We start from the raw sequence: 20,842 nt of genomic DNA, 5'->3' as shown, positions 1-20,842 counted from the left end.
GCAGACGATCGATCCATACGTCGGAACATCCATATGAAATACAGACCGGAGATAGATGGTCTTCGCGCAATAGCCGTGGTTTCGGTCATTCTGGCGCATGCCGGTCTTCGCCTGACGACTGGTGGGTTCATTGGCGTGGACGTCTTCTTCGTCATCTCCGGATATCTGATCACAAAGATCATCCATGACGACCTGACGAACGGGAAATTTTCGCTCTGGAAATTCTACGAGCGGCGAGCGCGGCGAATTCTTCCGGCCCTGCTTGTCGTTCTCGCCGCATCCTCCGTTTGTGCGTGGATGTGGATGCTTCCCGACTATCTGGAGAATTTTGGCCAAAGCGTCGTCGCCACCCTGCTGTTCTCCAATAATATCCTGCTCGCCCTGACGAGCGGTTACTGGGAACTGGAAAGTTACTTCAAACCTCTCCTTCACACCTGGAGCCTCGGGGTCGAGGAGCAATTCTACATAGCGTTTCCGCTTCTGATGTTTCTGCTCAGGAAGCAGACGAAACAGGTGATCCTGGGTTTCTTCTGCATTCTCGCGCTCGCCAGCATCGCATTCGCACAGGTTGGCTCTGTCCAATTTCCGTCCGGAAACTTCTACCTTCCATTCGGAAGGGCGTGGGAACTGCTGCTGGGAAGTATCTGCGCCTTAACGCCCCTTCGACCAAGACGCCACGACGGCTTGCTGGCATTCGTGGGACTGGCGTTGGTGCTAGGGTCCGTCGTGTTTTTTGATGAGAAACTTCCAACGCCATCGGTTTTCCTTTTGCCGCCCGTCGTTGGCACTGCGCTGATCATTCTTTTCGCCAACGGGCAAAACCGGGTAGGGCAGCTTCTCTCGACCAAGGTGTTCGTCATGATCGGGCTGATCAGCTACAGCGCCTATCTGTGGCACCAGCCGATATTCGCATTCGCCCGCATCCGAAGCCTGGATCCGCCTTCACCCGCCCTGATGGCGGCTTTAACACTGTCGATTTTTCCGGTCGCCTGGCTCTCCTGGCGCTTCATCGAGCTGCCTTTCAGGAAACCGACCTTGTTAAAGGTGAGGCCCTTCACTGCGATCTGTACCGCTGCTGCGGCCCTTATGGTGACTTTCGGACTCTATCTTCACACAACCCAGGGACGGCCGGACAGGGTATTCCCAAACGCCAAGCAGGGCGATCTTTACATAGCCTACAATGAACGGATCAGGACTTACACCGCAGATACCTTCCCCGCAAATGCACAGGAAAATGTTCTGGTGGTTGGCGACAGCTTCGCACGTGATGTGGCGAACGCGCTGTTCGAAGGCGGCTTCCTGGCCGGCCGAAATCTCGTTTACAGAGAAGACCTTCCCGCCTATTGCCGGCAGGGCGAAATGCAGTCCCCGGTCCACGACGCCCTTTTCCAACAGGCCGACTACATCGTTCTCACCGGCATTGACGATTGCGCTTCGCGGCTGGTCTCCCGCGCGAAGCAGCTCGAAAGGAGAGCCCTAGTGATTGGCCCGAAGCATTTCGGCTACAACCTCAACCCGTTCATCGGGGTGCCGGTCGAAAAAAGAGCCTATGCCCTGACCACCCCGATCGAAAGCGTCCGCGCACAGAACGAGACTCTCAGAAAACAGCTTCCTCCCGAAAACTATTTCGACCTTCTGGCCTCTCTCGAAGGCAATAGAGGCGGACTGCCGGTTTTCGATGATCGCGGCCAGATGATCTCGCAGGACAGAATGCACTTCACGAAGTTCGGCGCGATCTATGCGGCTCCGATGATTGTCTCCGCGGTCAGATCAATCAGCCCGTGAAGACGGGATTTGCCGGACCATCCTCGGTGGATCTGTGCCGCCCCGGCACAGGAGCTGTGGAAAATAAAGGTCCGTTTAGCTCGATTCTTAACGGCACTGGAACCAAGAGCAGGACTCGAAAAACGTCAGGCCCGTCGCGCCGGGCGGAGTCCTCCCCGCTTGGGCAGCGGCCGGAGGCTCGGTGCGGCGGATCACGCATCAGGCGGGCGCCGGGCCTCCAGAAGGTTGACATTATGATCGCCTAAAGCGCGGCGGATCGCTGTCGTGTCAATTAAGGAAGGCCATCAGTTTCCTTGACGAACGGGATCACGCGAAGGAATATCGCGCGCGCCGCCGGTCCTGGCGGCTCAAGACATTTCCCAAGGAGAATTCATGCCGCTGGACCTGGAGATCATCGAGACGCTCAAAGGCGTTTCCACCGCCACGCTGACCACGGTGCTTTTGAAGAAGGGCCTGCGAAACGTCTGGATGCGCGGCACCAAGCCGATCAGGCCCGGCCAGGGCCGTGTCGTCGGCAGGGCCTTCACGCTGCGCTTCGTGCCTGCCCGCGAGGACCTGGCGACGCCGGAAAGCTGGTCTTCGCCGATCTCGACCCGCGCTGCGATCGAGGCGATGCCGGAAGGCTGCGTGGCGGTCGCGGATGCCATGGGCGTCACCGATGCCGGCATTTTCGGTGACATTCTTTGCGCCCGCATGGCCAAGCGCAATGTAGCGGCTCTCGTTACTGACGGCGTCATGCGCGACGCCGAAGGCGTGCTCGGCAGCGGCATGAAGGTCTGGTGCAACGGGGTCGCAGCCCCGCCGTCCGTTGCCGGGCTTACTTTTGTCGGCTGGCAGGAGCCAATCGCCTGCGGCGGCGTCGCCGTCTTCCCCGATGACATCGTCGTGGTGGACGAAGACGGTGCCGTGCTGATCCCCGCGAAACTCCTCGAGGCGGTTCTTGCGGAAGCTCCCGAGCAGGAACGGATGGAAGCCTGGATCATGACCGAGGTCGACCGCGGCGTGCCGCTGCCCGGCCTCTATCCGATGAACGCAGAAACGAAAGCCCGCTACCAGGCCTGGAAGGACAGCCAGAAATGACATTCGGAGCCGATTCCAACGGCGTCTATGCCATCGCCACCACGCCCTTTCTTGAAGACGGCTCGATCGACTTTGTCTCGATCGACCGGCTGACGGATTTCTACGAGGAAAGCGGCTGCACAGGCATCACTATCCTCGGCATCATGGGCGAGGCACCGAAAATGGAGCCTGAAGAGAGCCGCGCGATCGTCAAACGCGTTCTCGCGCGCGCCAAGGTGCCGGTGATCGTCGGCGTTTCGGCGCCCGGCTTTGCCGGCATGCGGTCGCTGGCACGCGACGCGATGGAGATGGGTGCGGCCGGGGTCATGATCGCCCCGCCTCCTTCGCTGAGGACCGATGACCAGATCGTCAACTATTTCGGCGGCGCCGTCGAGGCGGTCGGCGAGGATGTGCCATGGGTGCTGCAGGATTATCCGCTGACGCTCACCGTCGTCATGTCGCCCGGCGTCATTGCGAAGATCATGACCAATCATCCGTCCTGCCTGATGCTGAAGCATGAAGATTGGCCGGGACTCGAGAAGATTTCAAAGCTGCGCGCCATGCAGAAGACGGGCGAACTGCGTCCCTTCTCGATCCTGTGCGGCAATGGCGGCCTGTTTCTTGATTTCGAACCGGAACGCGGCGCCGACGGCGCGATGACCGGCTATGGTTTCCCGGACATGCTGACCGAACTGATCAGCCTTTTTGCGGCCGGTAGGCGGGACGAGGCGCATGATCTCTTCGATGCGCATCTGCCACTTATCCGCTACGAGCAACAGGTCGGCGTCGGCCTTGCAATCAGGAAGCACGTGCTGAAACGGCGCGGGGTTATCGCCACAGATGTACAGCGCAAGCCGGCGCAGATGCTTTCGGCGACTGCGAAGGCGGAAGTCGACTACCTGCTTGCCCGCCTCGCCAAGCATGACAAGCGGGCGGCGCTCTGAATCCGGTAGCGCCTCCCTTCACAAAGCGAGGCGCGCCACCCTTTCGGCAATCGCCATGGAGGCCGTGAGGCCGGGGCTTTCGATACCGTAAAGCGCGACGTAAGCGGTATGACCGGTCGCCTCAGGTCCCTGAATGACGAAGTCGCCGCCACCTCCCCCGTTAGGCCCAACCACCTTGGGACGCATGCCGGAATAGGCAGGCTGCAATGCTCCATCAGCCAGGTCCGGCCAATAGCGGCGGATGGCTGCATAGAACCTGTCCGCCCGGCGCGGATCGACATCGTAATCGATCGTCTCGACCCATTCGACATCCGGTCCGAAACGCGCCTGACCAGAGAGATCGAGCGTCAGGTGGACGCCGAGGCCGCCCGGTTCCGGCACTGGATAGATGAGCCGCTCCGCCGGTGCACGGCCGGCGAGCGAGAAATAGCAGCCCTTCGCATAGTGGCGTTCCGGTATCGTCTTTGGGTCAAGGCCGGTCAAGCCCTCCGAGACCGCCCAGGCATTCAGGCCCGCGGCATTTACCACCAACTTCGCCTCGATCTCCACCGGATCGCGGCCGCCGACCAAAAGCCGGACGACGTCGTCCAGCAGCTCTCCGCTCAGGACGGGCGAGTTCAGCACGATCGCGCCGCCATGCGCCTCGATATCGATGACGTAAGCCTCCATCAGCCGGTGGCTGTCGATGATGCCGGTCGAGGGCGAAACGAGTGCGGCGAAGCCTTTGATCCGCGGCTCCATGCCCGCAAGCTCGGCGCCGCCGATCAGGTAACAATCCTCGACCCCGTTGGCTTCGGCCTGTTTCAGGAGCTTTTCGAGATAGCCGACCTCCGCCTCGTTGGAGGCGACGACCAGCTTGCCGCATCGCCTGTGCGGGATATCTCTTTCACGGCAATAGTCGTAGAGCCGGGACCTGCCGGCGACGCAGAGTTCGGCCTTCAGGCTGCCGGTTGGATAATAGAGACCGGCGTGGATGACTTCGCTGTTACGGGCGGATGTGACGCTGCCGGTCATCGGCTCCGCTTCCAGGAGTACGACCTCGCGGCCGGCAAGCGCCAGCTCACGCGCCACCGCGAGCCCCACCACGCCGCCGCCGATGACGACACAATCGAGCTCCGGCACCTCGTTCATTCCGTTCTCCGCGCTCTTCCGATTAGCAGGCAGAATGATATACGAGAAATCGGCTGCGGCCAGACTTCGGCTGCGAGGGAGGATTTATCATGCAGGATTTTTCTCAATGAAGGTGGTGTTTCTCGACCGCGACACGATCGGCCCCTCGGTGACGATCACAAGACCCTCTTTTGCGCATGAGTGGGTGGAATACGGCAAGACAGCGCCGGAGGACGTCGCCGCGCGTATTGCAGACGCCGATATCGTCATCACCAACAAAGCGCCGGTTCGCGAGCAGGCAATAGCCGCTGCATCGAAGCTGAAGATGATCGCCGTCGCCGCCACCGGCTATGACGTGATCGACCTCGCTTTCGCCAAGGAGCGCGGCATCACCGTGTCTAACGTGCGCGGCTATGCGGTCAACACGGTGCCTGAGCATACATTCGCGCTCATTTTCGCGCTGCGTCACTCGATCGTCGGTTTTCGGCAGGACGTGATCGCCGGCGAATGGCAGCGCGCCAACCAGTTCTGCTTCTTCAACCACCCGATCCGCGACCTTGCCGGTTCGACACTCGGCATTTTCGGCCGCGGGGCACTCGGCAAGTCAGTGGCGAAGATTGCCGAGGCCTTCGGCATGAAAGTCATCTTTGCGGCCCGCAAGGGTACCGAGACGATCGAGCCGGGTTACACAGCTTTCGATGACGTGCTGAAAACTGCCGACATCATCACCTTCCATATGCCGCTGACGCCGACGACGCGAAACCTGATCGGGATCGAGGAATTCCGCAGGATGAAGAAGCGCCCGCTGATCATCAACACGGCACGCGGCGGACTGGTGAACGAGGCGGACCTGGTCACCGCTCTCAACGAGGGGCTGATCGCCGGTGCCGGCTTCGACGTTCTGACGAAGGAACCGCCGGCGCCGGACAATCCGCTGCTCGCCGTCCTCGAGCGGTCGAACGTCATCGTGACACCGCATGTCGCCTGGGCGAGCGACGAGGCGATGCAGACGCTCTGGGCGCAGGTAATCAGCCATATCGAGAATTTCGAAAAGGGCGCGCCGACCAACGTTCTTTAACATCATCGCGGCCTCAAGGAGCGCAATCGATGGACCTCAGCACCCCCACCATCCGCCGCCCGCTTTCGGCCTGCCCGCTGGAGGTGGCGGCGCAGGCCTATACCGAAGGCTTTGCGGGTTACGTCGTTCCGGTCAACGTCACGTCGCAGGCCTTGGCGCTGCGCGTCCAGCGGGAGGACGTCGATCCCGACATCAGCCAGGTCTTCTTCGACGGTGAAAAACCCGCGGGCATCCTGCTCGTTGCCAGACGAGGCGACCGGTCGCGCATCAGCGCACTCGGCATCGGCCCGACGATCCGCGCCAGGGGGCTTGGACGCAGCATCATGCGCGAAGCCATCGAGGCAGCCAGGGCGCGCGGCGAGGCGAAACTTATCCTCGAGGTGATCAATTCCAATGTCCGGGCGCGCGACCTCTACCTTTCGCTCGGCTTCGAAATCACCCGAAAGCTGGTCGGCTTCAGCCGCAGCCACGAGGTCGCCGCCCCGGACGTGATGCCGGCGACGGAATGCGATCTCGCGACCGCCGTCGAGATGCTGTCAAAATTCTCGGATGCTGACCCGACCTGGCAGACGGATCCGATCTGCTTCCGGCAGGCCGGGCCGCCGCTCAAAGGCTTTGCGCTCGACGGAAAGGCGGCCGCATTGGTGGATGACAGCGGCCGCGACGTGCGGCTCTACGGCCTTGCCGTCGATCCGGACCATCGCCGCCGGGGATTGGGCCGGTCGCTGACGGATGCACTGGCGGCGCGCTATCCCGGGCGCAAGCTCTACGTCGTCGAAAATGTGCCGGAGGGCGCGCTCGACCGGTTCATGCGGCGCATCGCCTGGCGCAAAAGCAGTCTGACACAGTCGGAAATGTCGCTGGAGCTCAAGTAAATTCGTCCATTACGACACATAGATACAAAAGTATTTCCGGCTTTAGCGAAACATTTAGGGGTGATGCTGAAGATGGCCGCTTGACTTCCGCGCCGTATCTGCGCTGGGATTTCAGGAAAAAGAGGGGTTGGGCGATGGCAAATGCATTCGAAAATGCGGTGCGCGAATTTATTGCGGAAAATTTCCTTTTCCGCGCCGATGCCGAGGTGACGAACAGCCAGTCGCTGCTTGAGACCGGCGTGATCGACTCGACCGGCGTGCTCGAACTCATCGCCTTTCTGGAGCAGACCTACGGCATCACGGTCGCCGACGAAGAAATCGTGCCGGAAAACCTCGACAGCATCGACAACATGACCCGATATCTCGCCTCCAAGCTTCCCGCGGCGGCGTGAGCGCCGGAAAGGTCATGCGATGCGCCTAGAGGCACGGCTCCGCGAAAGCGCCCGACGGTTCGGCAACAAGATCGCGCTCGTCGCGGGCGATGTCCGGCTGACCTATGCGGACCTCGATGCGCAATCCGACCGGTTGGCGGCGAGCCTCGCCCGTGCCGGCATCAAGCCCGGAGACCGGGTACTGATGCTGCTGGATAACGGCCACGAGGCCGTCATCAGCTTCTTTGGCGCCTGGAAGGCCGGTGCGGTGCCCTGCCCGCTCCATCCTTCGATCAAGGCGGACAAGCTCGCCATCATCCTGGAAAGCACCGAGGCGGCTGCGATCCTCACGCAAGCGCGCCAGCTGATGGTTATCAATGCCGCGGTGGCTAGCGCGAAGAGTCGGCCTGTGGTGATCATCGTACAGGCGGATGCGGGAAGAGATACCGGCGAGGCCTTGCGGTTCGAGGAGGCCGTGGCGCGCGAGCCGAAGGCACCGCCGCGGCAATTCCGAAACAAGGAAGCGCTAGCGCTCTTGATCCATACCTCGGGATCGACCGGGCGACCGAAGGGCGTCATGCTCACGCATACCAATGTCCAGGCCGCCTGCGACGCAATCGCCTCCTATCTCGACAATACGGCGGACGACATCGTGCTGAGCGTGCTGCCTCTCTCTTTCGGCTACGGCATTACGCAGATGGTCACGATGGTGATGGTCGGCGGCACGCTGGTTCTGGAGAAGAGCTTCGCGTTTCCGCGCAAGATCCTGGAGCGGCTGGCGGAGGTCAAGGCGACCGGCTTCCCTTTGGTGCCACCGATGGCCGCGCTCATTGCCGGCATGAAGGATCTCGAGCCCGGCTTTCTGCCGCAACTGCGCTATATAACCAGTGCGGCCGCCGCCATGCCGCCTGCTTTCACCGAACGGCTGCAGCATCTCTTCCCGGCAACACGGCTTTTCCTGATGTACGGTCAGACCGAATGCCTGCGCGCCACCTACCTGCCGCCGGATGAAATTGCCCGCCGGCCTCTTTCGGTCGGCAAGGCCATTCCCGGCACCAGGGCCTTCGTCATCGACGAGGACGGGCTCCCGGCGCCCCCCGACGTGGTCGGAGAGCTCGTCGTCGAAGGGCCGCACGTGATGTCCGGCTATTGGGGCGACAGCCTGACATCGCTGCGCGCGCTTTCTCCGGTGGCTGATGGCCGGCGGCTGCATACCGGCGATCTGTTCCGCACCGATGCAGACGGGTTTCTCTACTTTGTCAGCCGGCGCGACGATATCATCAAGACGCGTGGCGAAAAGGTGAGCCCGCAGGAGGTCGAGCGGGTTCTCTATGCGCTGCCGGGCATACGCGAAGCGATCGTCGGCGGCATTGACGACCCGGTCTTCGGTCAGGCGATCCGCGCCTATGTGGTGATCGAGGATGGCGCGGGGCTGACGGAACGCGAGATCATCCGCCACTGCGCTGGCCAGCTTGAGGATTACATGGTGCCGAAAAGCGTCGAATTCCGCGATGCATTGCCGCGCACGACGACCGGCAAGATCCGGCTCGGAGCCGGCGAGACCAACGAAATCATACGGGAGAATGTGGCATGATCCAGAGTTTGAAGCGTGCCCGGGCGGTGGAGAAATTCTCGGCCGAAACACTGAAACTCGACGCGGAGGCGGAGATCGAACGCATCTGCGGCTGGATCCGCGAAACGGTGCTCAAGGACCTGCGCAAGCGCGGCGCCGTGCTGGGGCTTTCCGGCGGCATCGATTCCAGCGTGACGGCGGCACTCTGCGCCCGTGCGCTCGGGCCTGCCAAGGTTACCGGCATCTTCATGCCGGAGCACGATTCCGATCCGGAAAGCCTGCGCCTCGGCAAGGCACTGGCCGAAGCCGTCGGCATCGAAACAGTGCTGGAGGATATCGGCCCGGCGCTCGCCGCCGCGGGCTGCTATACCCGCCGCGACGGATTCATCCGCCAGATCGTGCCGGAATTCGGCGACGGCTGGGGCTGCAAGGTTGTGCTGGAAAATGCGCTCTCGAACCGAGGCTACAACATTTCCTGGCTGGTCGTCGCCAATCCGGCCGGCGAACAGAGCCGCCACCGCATGCCGCTCGATGTCTATCTCGGCATGATCGCCGCTGCCAACATGAAGCAGCGCACCCGCAAGCAGATCGAATATTACCACGCCGACCGGCTGAATTTCGCGGTTGCCGGCACGCCGAACCGGCTGGAATACGACCAGGGCTTTTTCGTCAAGAACGGCGATGGCGCGGCCGACTTCAAGCCGATCGCGCATCTCTACAAGAGCCAGGTCTACCAGCTCGCCGAAGCGCTCGGCGTGCCCGCTGACATCCGCCGCCGCCCGCCGACAACCGATACCTGGTCGCTGCCGCAGGGTCAGGACGAATATTACTTCTCGCTGCCCTATGACCGGATGGACCTTTGCCTCTACGGGCTCGAAAACGGCATTTCGCGGGAAAACGTGGGGGAGGCCGTGGGAATCACCCCGGATCAGGTCGAGGCCGTTTGGCGCAATATCGCCTCCAAACGCAAGGTTGCGGAATACCTGCACGCCGAGCCGTTGACGATGATCGGCTGACGAAAGTCAGTCGAACCGGTCGCCGATCAGGCGCGTCCAGCCTTCGCCGGCCAGCCCGCTGATCAGCGCCTGGCCGGACCTGACCGGCTCCAGCAGCGCCTTGTCCCGCGCATGTGCGACATAGAAAGAACGGCTGTAGAAGAAGGTGCGGCGGGTCATCAGCGCCGGAATCAGCCAGGGATGTGCTGCACCGCGCAGCCCTGCGCAGCCGAGCCGGTAGGCGTGGGTGAAGAGATCGTCGACGAGATCGCCCGCCATGGCCGGTGCGGCAAGCGCCTGAAGCACCCAGCCGATGCCTCCCGGCTCCGTGAAATAGGCGTAGGCGGCAAGCGGCCTGTTGTCGGCGGCATAACCGACCCGCCATTCCGGATAGCCGAAATTCAGCTTCTGCTCCGCCTGACGAATGAACCAGCCGAGGCTGTCAGCATCCCAGCGCGGCCTCAGGGGATAGAAATCCTTGAGCGTCAACAGCGCATCACCGAACACGTCCGGCGTCACATCGCGAAAGGTGAGCTTGCCATTGTAGGCAGGATGGAAGGGCGACTTCTTGGCGAACGACATCATGCGGTCTGTAAGCCGGCCGAACGGACGCAAGAGCCGCGCCGGGCCGAAACGTCGTTCCAGCAGTTGAATGCCTATGGAGGCCGGTCGCAACACGCGCAGCCAGTTCAGGCTGTATCCCGGATCGAGTGGGTGACCGGCCTTCTGCCACATACCGATCGCCGTCTGGTTGGCCGTCTCCGTCAGAGAGATATCCTGCGGGCCCGACAGAAAAGCGCGAACGAGGCGCGCCCCGGCGAGCGGATTTTCCTTCGGATTTTCCACCATCAGCGAACTTGCAAAAGCCGCCCGCAGCAGACGGCCATCGAATTCCAGGCGCGAGGGAAAAACGCCGACGAAACCCGATATCCGGCCATCCCCCTCGACGAAAACCTTGGAACGGATATCCGGCTCCGTCCAGGGATGATCGAAAAAGGCCTGTTTCAGATAGGTGACGAGCGAAGGCGATGGCGTCTCGGTGTCACGGAACGTTCTTTGAAAAAGCTGTGCTACGGCATCGACGTCGCCACGTTCGAAGTCGCGGACCGTACCCGCTTCCGTCCTGCCCGTCATGATCATCCCCTTGTTGGGGAAAGAACTTGCATGATGAGGATTAAATAAACGAAAAGAGGCTCGCTGATCGCGAGCCTCCCAAAACGAATACTCTACCGGTTACATCCAATAGGGCGGAACGCCGTAATAGTCGTAGATCGACCGGCCGTCGTTATACCAGGTCTCGTCGTCCAGATCGCGATACCGCGGGGCGCCGACGATCTGGTCCTTCGTCAAGTCGATGCGATAGCCATCGAGCTCTTCGTCGTAGCGCAGCTTTTCCCAGGGCAGCGGATAATAGTCGTCGCCGATCCCCAGGAAGCCACCGAAACTCAGCACCGCATAAGCGACTCGGCCGCCGCGCTTTTCAAGCAGCACGCGCTCGATAGATCCAATACGCTTGCCATCGGCGCCGTAGACATGCGTGCCTTCCACCTTGTCGCTGGCAATCAGCGACGGCGTATCCTTGACATAGGGGTCCTGTCCGGCTCGCGGTTCGTGATGCAACATGACGTACCTCCTTGTTTCCTCGTTATGGTTACGTCTGGGAAACTCCCGCCCTGGCGCTTTGTTCCCCGAATCTGCGGGTGTCGGCGAGCCCGCATCACGCATCAATTGACGTTTACGTTAAAGTTATATAGCTCTTGTAAACTCCCTATGGCTCAAGGTCATGGTGGCGTGGCATAATCTGTTTCTCGCGGCGAGGTGGAGGACCTTGCCGTTACGTGTCGATGGAAAGGCGCGGGCAGCAGGAACACAACGGAGGAGGCTTTCATGAACGAACTGTCCGCACGAATGGGCGCAAACCCGGACAAGATCTGGCTGGCCTCCTACCCTCCGACCGTGCCGGAAGAGATCCCTCCCCTCGCCCACCATTCGCTCGGAGAACTTTTCGAAGAGAGTTGCGCGCGCTACGCGGACCGGCTCGCGTTTTCAAGCATGGGCAAATCGCTGACATTCAGGCAGCTCGAAGCGGAAAGCCGCAAGATCGCCGCATGGCTGCAGGCGCAGGGGCTTGAAAAAGGCGACCGCGTCGCCGTCATGTTGCCGAACATCCTGCAGAATCCGGTGATCGTCTACGGCATCCTTCGCATCGGCCTGGTCGTGGTCAACGTCAACCCGCTCTATACCCCGCGTGAACTGGAGCACCAACTCAAGGACGCCGGCGCCAAAGCCATTTTCGTTCTCGAAAACTTCGCCCATACGGTCGAGCAGGCTCTGCCTCACACCGACGTCACGCATGTGGTTGTCGCTACCATGGGCGATATGCTCGGCCTCAAGGGCCATATCGTCAATCTGGTCGTGCGGCGAGCCAAGAAGCTCGTACCGAAATGGTCGCTGCCATCGGCCAGAAGCTTCAAGCAGGTCATCGCGGAAGGCACACGCCTGACCATGAACCCCGTCGAAGTGCATGGCCGGGATATCGCCTTCCTGCAATATACCGGAGGCACGACAGGCGTCTCCAAAGGCGCGATCCTCACCCATTCGAACCTGCTCGCCAACAAGGAACAGATGGGGATCTGGCTGGAAACGGCCTTTCTGACCAAACCGCGGCCGGAAAACCTGCAATTCCTCTGCGCGCTGCCGCTCTACCACATCTTTGCGCTGACCGTGAATTCGCTGATGGGCATTGCGACCGGCAGCCATAACGTCCTGATCGCCAATCCGCGCGACATTCCCGCGCTGGTGAAGGAGCTGCAGAAATACAAGATACACGTTTTCCCGGGCCTCAATACGCTGTTCAACGCGCTGATGAACAACAAGGATTTCCAGAAGCTCGACTTCTCCTCGCTGCTTCTCGTCTTCGGCGGCGGCATGGCGGTTCAACGGCCGGTGGCGGAACGCTGGCTGAAGATGACCGGGTGCCCGATCACCGAGGGATACGGACTTTCCGAAACTTCGCCGGTCGCCACTGCCAACCGGCTCGACACGACCGAATTCACGGGCATGATCGGCCTGCCTCTCTCTTCGACGGAAATTTCCATTCGGGACGATGACGGGGACGAGGTCGAGCTGGGCGATGTGGGTGAGATCTGCATCCGCGGGCCGCAGGTCATGGCCGGTTACTGGAACCGTCCGGACGAGACCGCCAAGGCGATGACACCCGACGGCTTCTTCCGCACCGGCGACATGGGCTATATGGACCGCCAAGGATACACGAAGATCGTCGACCGCAAGAAGGACATGATCCTGGTCTCAGGCTTCAACGTCTATCCGAACGAAGTCGAAGAGGTGGTCACCATGCATCCTGGCGTGCTGGAATGCGCGGCGATCGGCGTGCCGGACGAGCATTCCGGCGAGGCGGTGAAACTCTTCGTGGTAAAGAAAGACCCGAACCTGACGGACGTGGACATCAGGGCCCATTGCGCCGCCAACCTGACCAATTACAAGCGGCCGCGCTTCATCGAATTCCGCACCGAGCTGCCGAAATCGAACGTCGGCAAGATTTTGCGGCGCGAGCTGCGCGGCTGACCGATCGTTGCATTGCCGCGACAGGACTTCCCCAAGCGCCAGCCCTATTGGCGGAATACCGGCATTCGTGGTGGACGGCCGGGCATTCCTTGATTAGTGCTTTGCGATAAGGGGCTGGAATAAAGAGCATGTTGGAGTTCGCTTGCAGAGCCGCACCGGGTTTTCGTTTCGCCTGATCGTTGTCATCACAGTCCTGGCCGTTCTTTCCGGCTGCGCCGGACGGCCCGAAGGCGTGCTCGTTCCAACTGAAGCGCGGGCTGCCCAGACATCGAAGGTCGATGTACTGGTCGCGACCACGCGACGCCCTTCTGAAACGCCGGGCATGCTTTTTTCCGGTGAACGCGGCAAGGATCTGCAGGTCACCGAGATCGCCGTCTCCGTCCCGCCAGACAGCGCCCGCGAGATCGGTCAGGTCCAGTGGCCGAAGAAACTGCCCGCCAATCCGGCCAAGGAATTTGCAACCATCTCCGTCACGCCGATGGCGCCGCAAAGCGCCCAGGGCTGGCTGAAGCAGCATCTGCCGAAAAGCCGGCGCGTGCTGGTCTTCGTGCATGGCTTCAACAATCGCTACGAGGATGCAGTCTATCGCTTCGCCCAGATCGTTCACGACTCGAAGGCGGATGTGGCGCCGGTGCTTTTCACATGGCCGTCGCGCGGCAGCATTTTCGCCTACAACTACGACAAGGAAAGCACGAACTATTCCCGCGAGGCGCTCGAGGAGATGTTGCGCCGGTTGTCCCAGGAGCCGAGCGTCGGCGAAGTCACCATCATGGCTCATTCCATGGGTTCCTGGCTGACCGTCGAAGCGCTCCGGCAGATGGCAATCCGCGACGGCCGCGTGGCGCCGAAGATTCAGAACGTCATCCTCGCCTCCCCGGATCTCGACGTCGATGTCTTCAGCCGCCAGCTTGCCGAGATCGGCGAGAAGCGGCCGCATTTCACCCTGTTCGTTTCCCGCGATGACCGGGCGCTCAGCCTGTCACGCCGTATTTCCGGCAATATCGACCGGCTCGGCCAGGTGGACCCGACCGTCGAACCCTATCGCAGCGAGTTCGAAAAAGCCGGCATCGTCGTTCTCGACCTCACGGCGCTCAAGACGGGTGATCGTCTGAACCACGGGAAATTCGCCGAAAGCCCGGAAGTCGTGAAACTGATCGGCAACCGGCTGATCGCCGGACAGACAGTGACCGATTCCAATGTGGGTCTCGGAGAGCGGCTCGGCGCCGTTGCGGTCGGCACGGCCCAGACAGTCGGAAGCGCCGCAAGCGTTGCGGTCAGCGCCCCGATCGCGATCTTCGATCCGGCAACACGGCGCACCTACAACGAACAGGTCGATCGCTTCGGCAATGCCGTGGGCAACACAGTCACCACGGCGGTCGGGCAATAAAACACATCGTCTCCTTAGCCGCGCTTGATTTGATGGGGAAAGCGAATAGGTTCCCGTGCATCCCTTTCCGAGCGTGAGGACATATCCATGCGGGCCATCATCCAAGACCTGAAATCCGCCGTCGCGAGAGCCAATGCCACGAATATCCGTGCCGCCTTCGCGGCCGATCCCGATCGTTTTGAAAGGTTCAGTGCCAGCTTCGGCGACCTGCTGATGGACTATTCGAAGACGGCGGTGAACGATGAAATCATGCTGCTTCTCGAAAGGCTCGCCGAAGTTGGCGGCGTCGCGAAGAAGCGCGAGGAAATGTTCTCAGGCGTTCCGATCAACTTCACCGAGGGCCGCGCGGTGCTGCATACCGCGCTCCGCAACCGCTCCAACACGCCGGTTCTCGTCGAGGGCAAGGACGTCATGCCGGATGTCAACGCCGTGCTTACCGCGATGGGTGCGTTTGCCGACGGCATCCGCTCCGGCGGCCTGAAGGGCGCCACCGGCAAGACGATCACCGATGTCGTCAATATCGGCATCGGCGGCTCCGACCTCGGACCGGTCATGGCGACGCTGGCGCTTGCGCCCTACCATGACGGCCCGCGCGCGCATTTCGTCTCCAATGTGGATGGCGCCCATATCGCCGATACGCTGAAACTGCTCGATGCCGAGACGACGCTGTTCATCATAGCGTCGAAGACCTTCACGACCATCGAGACCATGACGAATGCCGCCTCGGCCCGCACCTTCATCGCCGACAAGCTCGGGGAAGCGGCCGTGAAGCATCATTTCGCGGCGGTCTCCACGGCGCTCGACAAGGTCGCCGCCTTCGGCATCGAAAGCGACCGCATCTTCGGCTTCTGGGACTGGGTCGGTGGGCGTTACTCCATCTGGTCGGCGATCGGCCTGCCGCTGATGATCGCCATCGGTCCGGAGAATTTCGGAAAATTCCTCGATGGCGCCCATGCGATGGACAGGCATTTCCGCACCGCGCCGGCGCGCCAGAACCTGCCGATGCTGCTAGGCCTGATCGGCTACTATCACCGCAACGTGCTGGGTTACCCGTCGCGCGCCATCCTGCCCTATGACCAGCGGCTCCTGCGCTTCCCGGCCTATCTCCAGCAGCTCGACATGGAATCGAACGGCAAAGGCGTGACGATCGACGGCACGCCGGTCGAGGGCAATTCAGGCCCGGTCGTCTGGGGCGAACCCGGCACCAACGGCCAGCACGCCTTCTATCAGCTCATCCATCAGGGCACGAGCATCATTCCGGCGGAGTTCATGATCGCGGCCAATGGTTTCGAGCCGCACCTGCGCCATCAGCACGAGCTCCTGATCGCCAATTGCCTGGCGCAATCGGAAGCCCTAATGAAGGGCCGTACCCTAGATGAGGCAAAGGAACAGCTCACCTCCAAGGGCATGGACGAAGCGAAGGCGGATTTCATCGCGCCGCACCGCGTCTTTACCGGCAACCGGCCATCGATCACCTTCGTCTACGACAAGCTGACACCCTTCGCGCTCGGCCGGCTGATCGCGCTCTACGAGCACCGCGTCTTCGTCGAAGGCGTACTCTTCCGCATCAATTCCTTCGACCAGTGGGGCGTCGAGCTCGGCAAGGAACTGGCGACCGGCCTGCTCCCCGTCGTGCAGGGCAAGGAGAGCGCCGCAGGGCACGACAGCTCGACGCAGGGACTTGTGACGGCGCTGGCGGGCCTAAAGGCATAACGCCGGCGACACGATAAACCCTCCCCGCCAGAGCGCCGGGAGGGCTCCGTTCATTGCGTTGAACTTACAAACCGATCTCGTGGGCGAAAGGCGGATTGGCGCCGGCGCGCGAGACGGTGACGGCGGCAGCCTTCGCGCCCAGCGCCAGCGCCTTGCGAACCTGATCCTCGGTCAGTGCCGCGACCCTTTCCTTGTTCAGAAGGTCCTGCATTTTGAACGAAGCCAGAATGCCGGCATCGAATGTGTCGCCTGCACCGACCGTATCAACCACCGCCACGCGCTCGCTCGGCACCGAAACCTTGAAGCTCTTCGTATAGCCGGTCGCGCCCTCCGCGCCGCGGGTCAGCAAGACGAGCCTTGCCCCCTCGTTCAGCCAGTAGGCGGCGAGCGCATCGTGATCGCCCTCCATGCCGAACCAGTCGAGATCCTCGTCCGAAAACTTCACAATGTCCGACATGCCGGCCATGCGGCGGACACGATCCATATGCTTCTGCTTGTCCTTGATGAAACCCGGACGGATGTTCGGATCGAAGGAAATCACGCGCGTCCTGTATTCGCGGGCCATCAGCGCTTCATAGGTGCTGCCGCAAGGCTCCGGAATGAGGCTGATCGCGCCGAAATGCATCGCTTCGCAATCGTCGCCCAGCACCGGCAGGTCGACCTCGGTGATCATCCGGCCGGCCGTGCCCTCGTCATAGAAGGCATAGCTCGCCTGGCCGTTGACGAGCTTCACGAAAGCGATCGTCGTCGGGCGGGAGGAGACTGCAGCGAGACTGTAGTCGACGCCGCTGTTTGCCAGCGTCTCGCGCAGGATGTCGCCCATCATGTCGTCGGAAATGCCGGTAAAAAAGGCCGTTGGCTGGCCGAGTCGACCGAGCGCAATCGCCGTATTAAAGACCGCGCCGCCCGCATAGGGCGCAAAACCCCTCTCTCCAAGCGTCGTCTCGCGCGGCAGCATGTCGATCAGGGCTTCGCCGCAGCACAAAATCATAAGAGTCCTCCCGCTCGCTCAGCAACTTTCAATCGATTAAGCGAGCTTTTGTCAAAAGACCAGAGCAAAAAATCAAGGCGCCAGCTCGCTGACGCCGCCATTGCGGCCCGACCAGGCGAGCGGAGCGTCCAGAAAAGCCTCGACTTCAGACAGCGTCTTGTCGTCAAACAGCTTGCCTTCGCGCGCGACCGCCAGGACATTCCGCCACGTGGCGATGTGATGGAGCTGGACTTTGCCGTTTGCAAAACGCTGTCCGGCTTCCGGAAAGATATCATAGAAGAAAAGCGCGATGCCGTGATCCACCACGCCGCCGGCGGCGCGGATGGCATCAATGAACGTGAACATGCTGCCGCCTGCGGTCGTCAGGTCCTCGATGACAAGCACGCGTGCGCCTTCCGGCATGTGTCCCTCGATCTGCGCGTTACGGCCGTGACCCTTGGGTTTCTTGCGGACATAAATCATCGGCAGGCCGAGGCGTTCGGAGAGGAAAGCCGCGAAGGGAATGCCGGCCGTCTCACCGCCGGCGACGCAATCGAACTTCTCGAAGCCTGCGTCGCGCATGACGGTGGTGGCGGCAAAATCCATGATGGCCGAGCGGATACGGGGATAGGAGATCAGCTTGCGGCAGTCGATATAGACGGGGCTCATCATGCCGGATGAGAACTTGTAAGGCTTGTCGGCGCTGAAATGAACCGCCCCGATCTCCCAGAGCATCTTCGCCATCAGTTCGGCCATTACGCCACGGTCTGGAAATGTGGTCTGGATCATGCGCCCGCTCCTGTTTGATCACCACGCGCCGCAATAGCAGCATGCGGCGGCACGCGCCAGACAATGCCGAGAAATGATGTCAGAAATAACGTGCGATCAGGCGCTGCTGCGCGTGTCGCCCACGTCCACCGATCGCAGGTAACCGGCAACCTCGACACGGTTGCGACCTGCGCGCTTGGCCTCATAGAGCGCATTATCTGCCAGACCGAGCACGGTTTCGAAGGGATGGCCGCCGGTCGCCCCTACGGCAACACCCGCGCTGACGGTGCAGCGGAGCACCGTTTCGCCCATCGGGATTTCGCGGGCAGCAAAGCGACGGGAAATCTCGTTGGCAATCCGCTCGGCCCGACCAGGCAGGACGTTGTGAAGGATCATCGCGAATTCCTCCCCGCCAAGGCGGGCAACGGCATTCGGCGCCGGCGTACCGTTTGCCAGTTCCTCTGCAAAAATCTTCAGCATCATGTCGCCCGCTGCGTGGCCATGCTGGTCGTTGATCGACTTGAAGCGGTCGATGTCAAAAACTATCACCGCGGTCGACGAATTCAGGATGCGGCTGCCGTACTGCTCGAAAAGCGCCCGACGGTTGAGAAGCCCGGTCAGTGCGTCTGTCATTGCCTCCCGACGGTGATGGGCGGCCATGCGCCACTGGTGAAGAGCAAGCGATAGCGAACCGATGCCGGTCATACCGGCAATACAGACGCCGATATTGAGATTCTCCGCCCAGTTGTCGGGTGCGCGTCCGAGCACCCATTGGGCCCCGTCGATCAATACGGCGGCACACAGGGCGAAGGACAAGCCGCTCAGAGTATATAGAATCGCCATTCCGCACAGCGGTCCGGGAGCTTCCCGACGCGCCAGCCAGTATTGCCAGGCGGTGCCTGTCAGCAGCATCGCCGCGCCAATATTCATCGCAATCAGCCCGAGGCCGTCAAACCCAACAGCAAAGAGCGGCAGCCCCAGTATGGCGCTTACGACAGAGAGCGTTACGGCAAGCCTCCAAGGCTGGTTGCCGGTCCGGAACTGCATGGATGCGGCATAGGTGGTGCTGAAGCCTGCCATGAGGAACATGTAGGCGACCGATACCCGCAGCAGGCCTGTTTCCATAGTGTAGGAACTATAGGAAAATATCCCCGATACGATCAGGCAGAGCGCAACGACCAGCGTGAGCAGAAAGGAATCCGTACGACGGGAAAACCATGTTCCGAACAGCGTTACCATAAGGCACGCCGCCGAGACACCCAGCGCCAGCAGAAGAGAATGGTAGTCAAGCATCATGCCAAGCTTTCTCTTCGGGGCACCCCAGCGGGAAATCTTGGCGCCTACGCTAATTCCGGATTCTATCCAAAAGGTTACCGCATTGCGCTAAATGCTACCCATCCGCGTGCATTAGGCATCACTTTTCAACCACCTGCCAGTGGAGCGGGAACATCGGATCGAAAACCGTGATCGGTCCGGCACCTGTTTCCCGCTTTGGGGGGAAATTGGCCGGTTCATCCCGCTTCTCAAGCGTGATCGTCTCCTCGTTCGGCTTCAGGCCATACCAGACAGGGCCGTTGAGTGACGTGAAAGCCTCCAGCTTGTCGAGCGCATTCTCTTCTTCGAACACATGCGCCAGACAACTCATCGTGTTGACCGAGGTATAAATGCCGGCACAACCGCAGGCGCATTCCTTCAACGGATCGACATGCGGGGCGGAATCCGTGCCCAGGAAGAAGCGGGCGTCACCCGAGATCGCGGCAGCGCGGAGCGCCAGCCGGTGGTTCTCACGCTTGGCGACCGGCAGGCAATAATAGTGTGGTCGGATACCGCCGACGAGGATGGCATTGCGGTTGATGATCAGGTGATGAGTGGTGATCGAGCCGGCGAGATTGCCCTTCGACGACTTGATGTAGTCAATACCATCCGCCGTCGTCACATGTTCCATGGTGATCTTCAGTTCCGGCAAGCGCTTGCGCAGCGGATCGAGTACCGTCTCGATGAAAACCGCCTCGCGATCGAAGATGTCCACGTCCGGCGTCGTCACCTCCCCATGCACGCAGAGCGGCAGACCGATCTTCGCCATGCGCTCCAGAACCGGCATCGCCTTGTCGAGATCGCGCACGCCGCCATGGGAGTTGGTCGTCGCGCCCGCAGGATAAAGCTTCACCGCGGTGATGAGGCCACTCTTCTTGCCCTCCTCCACATCGTCGGGATCGGTATGCTCGGTCAGGTAAAGGGTCATCAGCGGCTCGAAGCGATCGCCGTTGGGAAGGGCGGCGATGATACGGTCCCGATAGGCCCTGGCATCCGTGGTCGTCACCACCGGCGGCACCAGATTGGGCATGATGATGGCGCGAGCGAAATGCCGGCTCGTATCGCCGATCACCCCTTGCAGGATCGCGCCGTCGCGCAGATGCAGGTGCCAGTCATCGGGGCGGCGAAGCGTGAGCGTTTTCATGAAAAGCTTCCGAGTTGATCGATCTCAACCGCCATACCACCAACGGCTCATCCAAAACAATCCGATGGGATGAGTGAAACCGTCCAGGACATCTCATCTGCCAAATATCAGGCTTCACGGAAATGTGCAGGATAAGAGGACCGATCGTGGAACGAAAGCTCAGGACAAACG

The 20,842-nt window shown here is 61.3% G+C and carries 18 protein-coding genes; 11 read left to right on the top strand and 7 right to left on the bottom strand.

Features of this window, described 5'->3' with window-relative positions; genetic code table 11:
- Positions 1-33: 33 nt before the first annotated feature.
- From J2046_RS01055 to J2046_RS01045, 3 genes are all read left to right on the top strand, one after another.
- Entirely contained in the window at positions 34-1,785 is a 1,752-nt protein-coding gene (locus tag J2046_RS01055; protein ID WP_210048122.1) for an acyltransferase family protein, read from the top strand.
- A gap of 372 nt (positions 1,786-2,157) precedes the next feature.
- A complete protein-coding gene (locus tag J2046_RS01050; protein ID WP_210048120.1) occupies positions 2,158-2,865 on the top strand; it encodes a ribonuclease activity regulator RraA in 708 nt (235 codons plus the stop codon).
- Positions 2,862-3,788 (top strand): dihydrodipicolinate synthase family protein, encoded by a 927-nt coding sequence (locus J2046_RS01045; RefSeq protein WP_210048118.1) that lies wholly within the window; start codon positions 2,862-2,864, stop codon positions 3,786-3,788. Before J2046_RS01050 ends, J2046_RS01045 begins: the two co-directional genes overlap by 4 nt.
- Before the next feature lie 18 nt (positions 3,789-3,806).
- Here J2046_RS01045 and J2046_RS01040 read toward each other — a convergent pair whose 3' ends face one another.
- A complete protein-coding gene (locus J2046_RS01040) occupies positions 3,807-4,919 on the bottom strand; it encodes an NAD(P)/FAD-dependent oxidoreductase (protein WP_210048116.1) in 1,113 nt (370 codons plus the stop codon).
- A 106-nt stretch (positions 4,920-5,025) separates the two neighbouring features.
- On the opposite strand from J2046_RS01040, the gene J2046_RS01035 reads away from it, so the two are divergent.
- The 5 genes from J2046_RS01035 (at position 5,026) to nadE (ending at position 9,811) form a co-directional block, all read left to right on the top strand.
- Positions 5,026-5,976: a D-2-hydroxyacid dehydrogenase gene (locus tag J2046_RS01035; RefSeq protein WP_210048113.1), complete on the top strand. Its 951-nt coding sequence runs from the start codon at positions 5,026-5,028 to the stop codon at positions 5,974-5,976.
- A gap of 29 nt (positions 5,977-6,005) precedes the next feature.
- On the top strand, positions 6,006-6,851 hold the full coding sequence (locus J2046_RS01030; RefSeq protein WP_210048111.1) for a GNAT family N-acetyltransferase: 846 nt from the start codon (positions 6,006-6,008) through the stop codon (positions 6,849-6,851).
- A gap of 134 nt (positions 6,852-6,985) precedes the next feature.
- A complete protein-coding gene (locus tag J2046_RS01025; RefSeq protein WP_210048096.1) occupies positions 6,986-7,243 on the top strand; it encodes an acyl carrier protein in 258 nt (85 codons plus the stop codon).
- A 19-nt stretch (positions 7,244-7,262) separates the two neighbouring features.
- A complete protein-coding gene (locus J2046_RS01020) occupies positions 7,263-8,816 on the top strand; it encodes a class I adenylate-forming enzyme family protein (RefSeq protein ID WP_210048094.1) in 1,554 nt (517 codons plus the stop codon).
- Positions 8,813-9,811 carry an NAD(+) synthase gene (gene nadE, locus J2046_RS01015; protein WP_210048092.1) on the top strand — a complete coding sequence of 333 codons (999 nt, stop codon included), beginning with the start codon at positions 8,813-8,815 and terminating at the stop codon, positions 9,809-9,811. The genes J2046_RS01020 and nadE overlap by 4 nt, the downstream gene beginning before the upstream one ends.
- A 6-nt stretch (positions 9,812-9,817) precedes the next feature.
- Here the strand turns inward: nadE and J2046_RS01010 are convergent, their stop codons facing one another.
- The gene (locus J2046_RS01010) at positions 9,818-10,924 is read right to left on the bottom strand and encodes a hypothetical protein (protein WP_210048090.1); all 1,107 of its coding nucleotides are present in this window, start codon (positions 10,922-10,924) and stop codon (positions 9,818-9,820) included.
- A gap of 99 nt (positions 10,925-11,023) precedes the next feature.
- Complete coding sequence (locus tag J2046_RS01005; RefSeq protein ID WP_210048088.1) at positions 11,024-11,413, bottom strand: PRC-barrel domain-containing protein; 390 nt, start codon at positions 11,411-11,413, stop codon at positions 11,024-11,026.
- Positions 11,414-11,677: 264 nt separating this feature from the next.
- Here J2046_RS01005 and J2046_RS01000 point away from each other — a divergent pair, with 264 nt between their 5' ends.
- The 3 genes from J2046_RS01000 to pgi all read left to right on the top strand — a co-directional run bounded on the left by J2046_RS01000 (position 11,678) and on the right by pgi (position 16,475).
- Positions 11,678-13,375, top strand: coding sequence for a long-chain fatty acid--CoA ligase (locus J2046_RS01000; RefSeq protein ID WP_210048079.1), 1,698 nt, complete (start codon positions 11,678-11,680; stop codon positions 13,373-13,375).
- A 142-nt stretch (positions 13,376-13,517) separates the two neighbouring features.
- Positions 13,518-14,762, top strand: coding sequence for an alpha/beta hydrolase (locus J2046_RS00995; protein ID WP_210048071.1), 1,245 nt, complete (start codon positions 13,518-13,520; stop codon positions 14,760-14,762).
- Positions 14,763-14,849: 87 nt separating this feature from the next.
- Entirely contained in the window at positions 14,850-16,475 is a 1,626-nt protein-coding gene (pgi, locus tag J2046_RS00990; protein ID WP_210048069.1) for a glucose-6-phosphate isomerase, read from the top strand.
- Between the two features lie 64 nt (positions 16,476-16,539).
- Here the strand turns inward: pgi and J2046_RS00985 are convergent, their stop codons facing one another.
- From J2046_RS00985 to pyrC, 4 genes are all read right to left on the bottom strand, one after another.
- Positions 16,540-17,466, bottom strand: a complete 927-nt coding sequence (locus J2046_RS00985) for a carbohydrate kinase family protein (protein WP_210048067.1) — start codon at positions 17,464-17,466, stop codon at positions 16,540-16,542.
- Between the two features lie 72 nt (positions 17,467-17,538).
- A complete protein-coding gene (locus J2046_RS00980) occupies positions 17,539-18,234 on the bottom strand; it encodes an orotate phosphoribosyltransferase (protein ID WP_210048065.1) in 696 nt (231 codons plus the stop codon).
- 96 nt (positions 18,235-18,330) lie between these two features.
- Complete coding sequence (locus J2046_RS00975; RefSeq protein ID WP_210048063.1) at positions 18,331-19,509, bottom strand: GGDEF domain-containing protein; 1,179 nt, start codon at positions 19,507-19,509, stop codon at positions 18,331-18,333.
- Between the two features lie 118 nt (positions 19,510-19,627).
- Positions 19,628-20,671: a dihydroorotase gene (gene pyrC / locus J2046_RS00970; protein WP_210048061.1), complete on the bottom strand. Its 1,044-nt coding sequence runs from the start codon at positions 20,669-20,671 to the stop codon at positions 19,628-19,630.
- Positions 20,672-20,842: the final 171 nt, after the last annotated feature.

The organism is Neorhizobium petrolearium (assembly GCF_017873175.1).
GTDB lineage: Bacteria > Pseudomonadota > Alphaproteobacteria > Rhizobiales > Rhizobiaceae > Neorhizobium > Neorhizobium petrolearium.
This window is presented reverse-complemented; position numbering and strand designations above follow the sequence as displayed.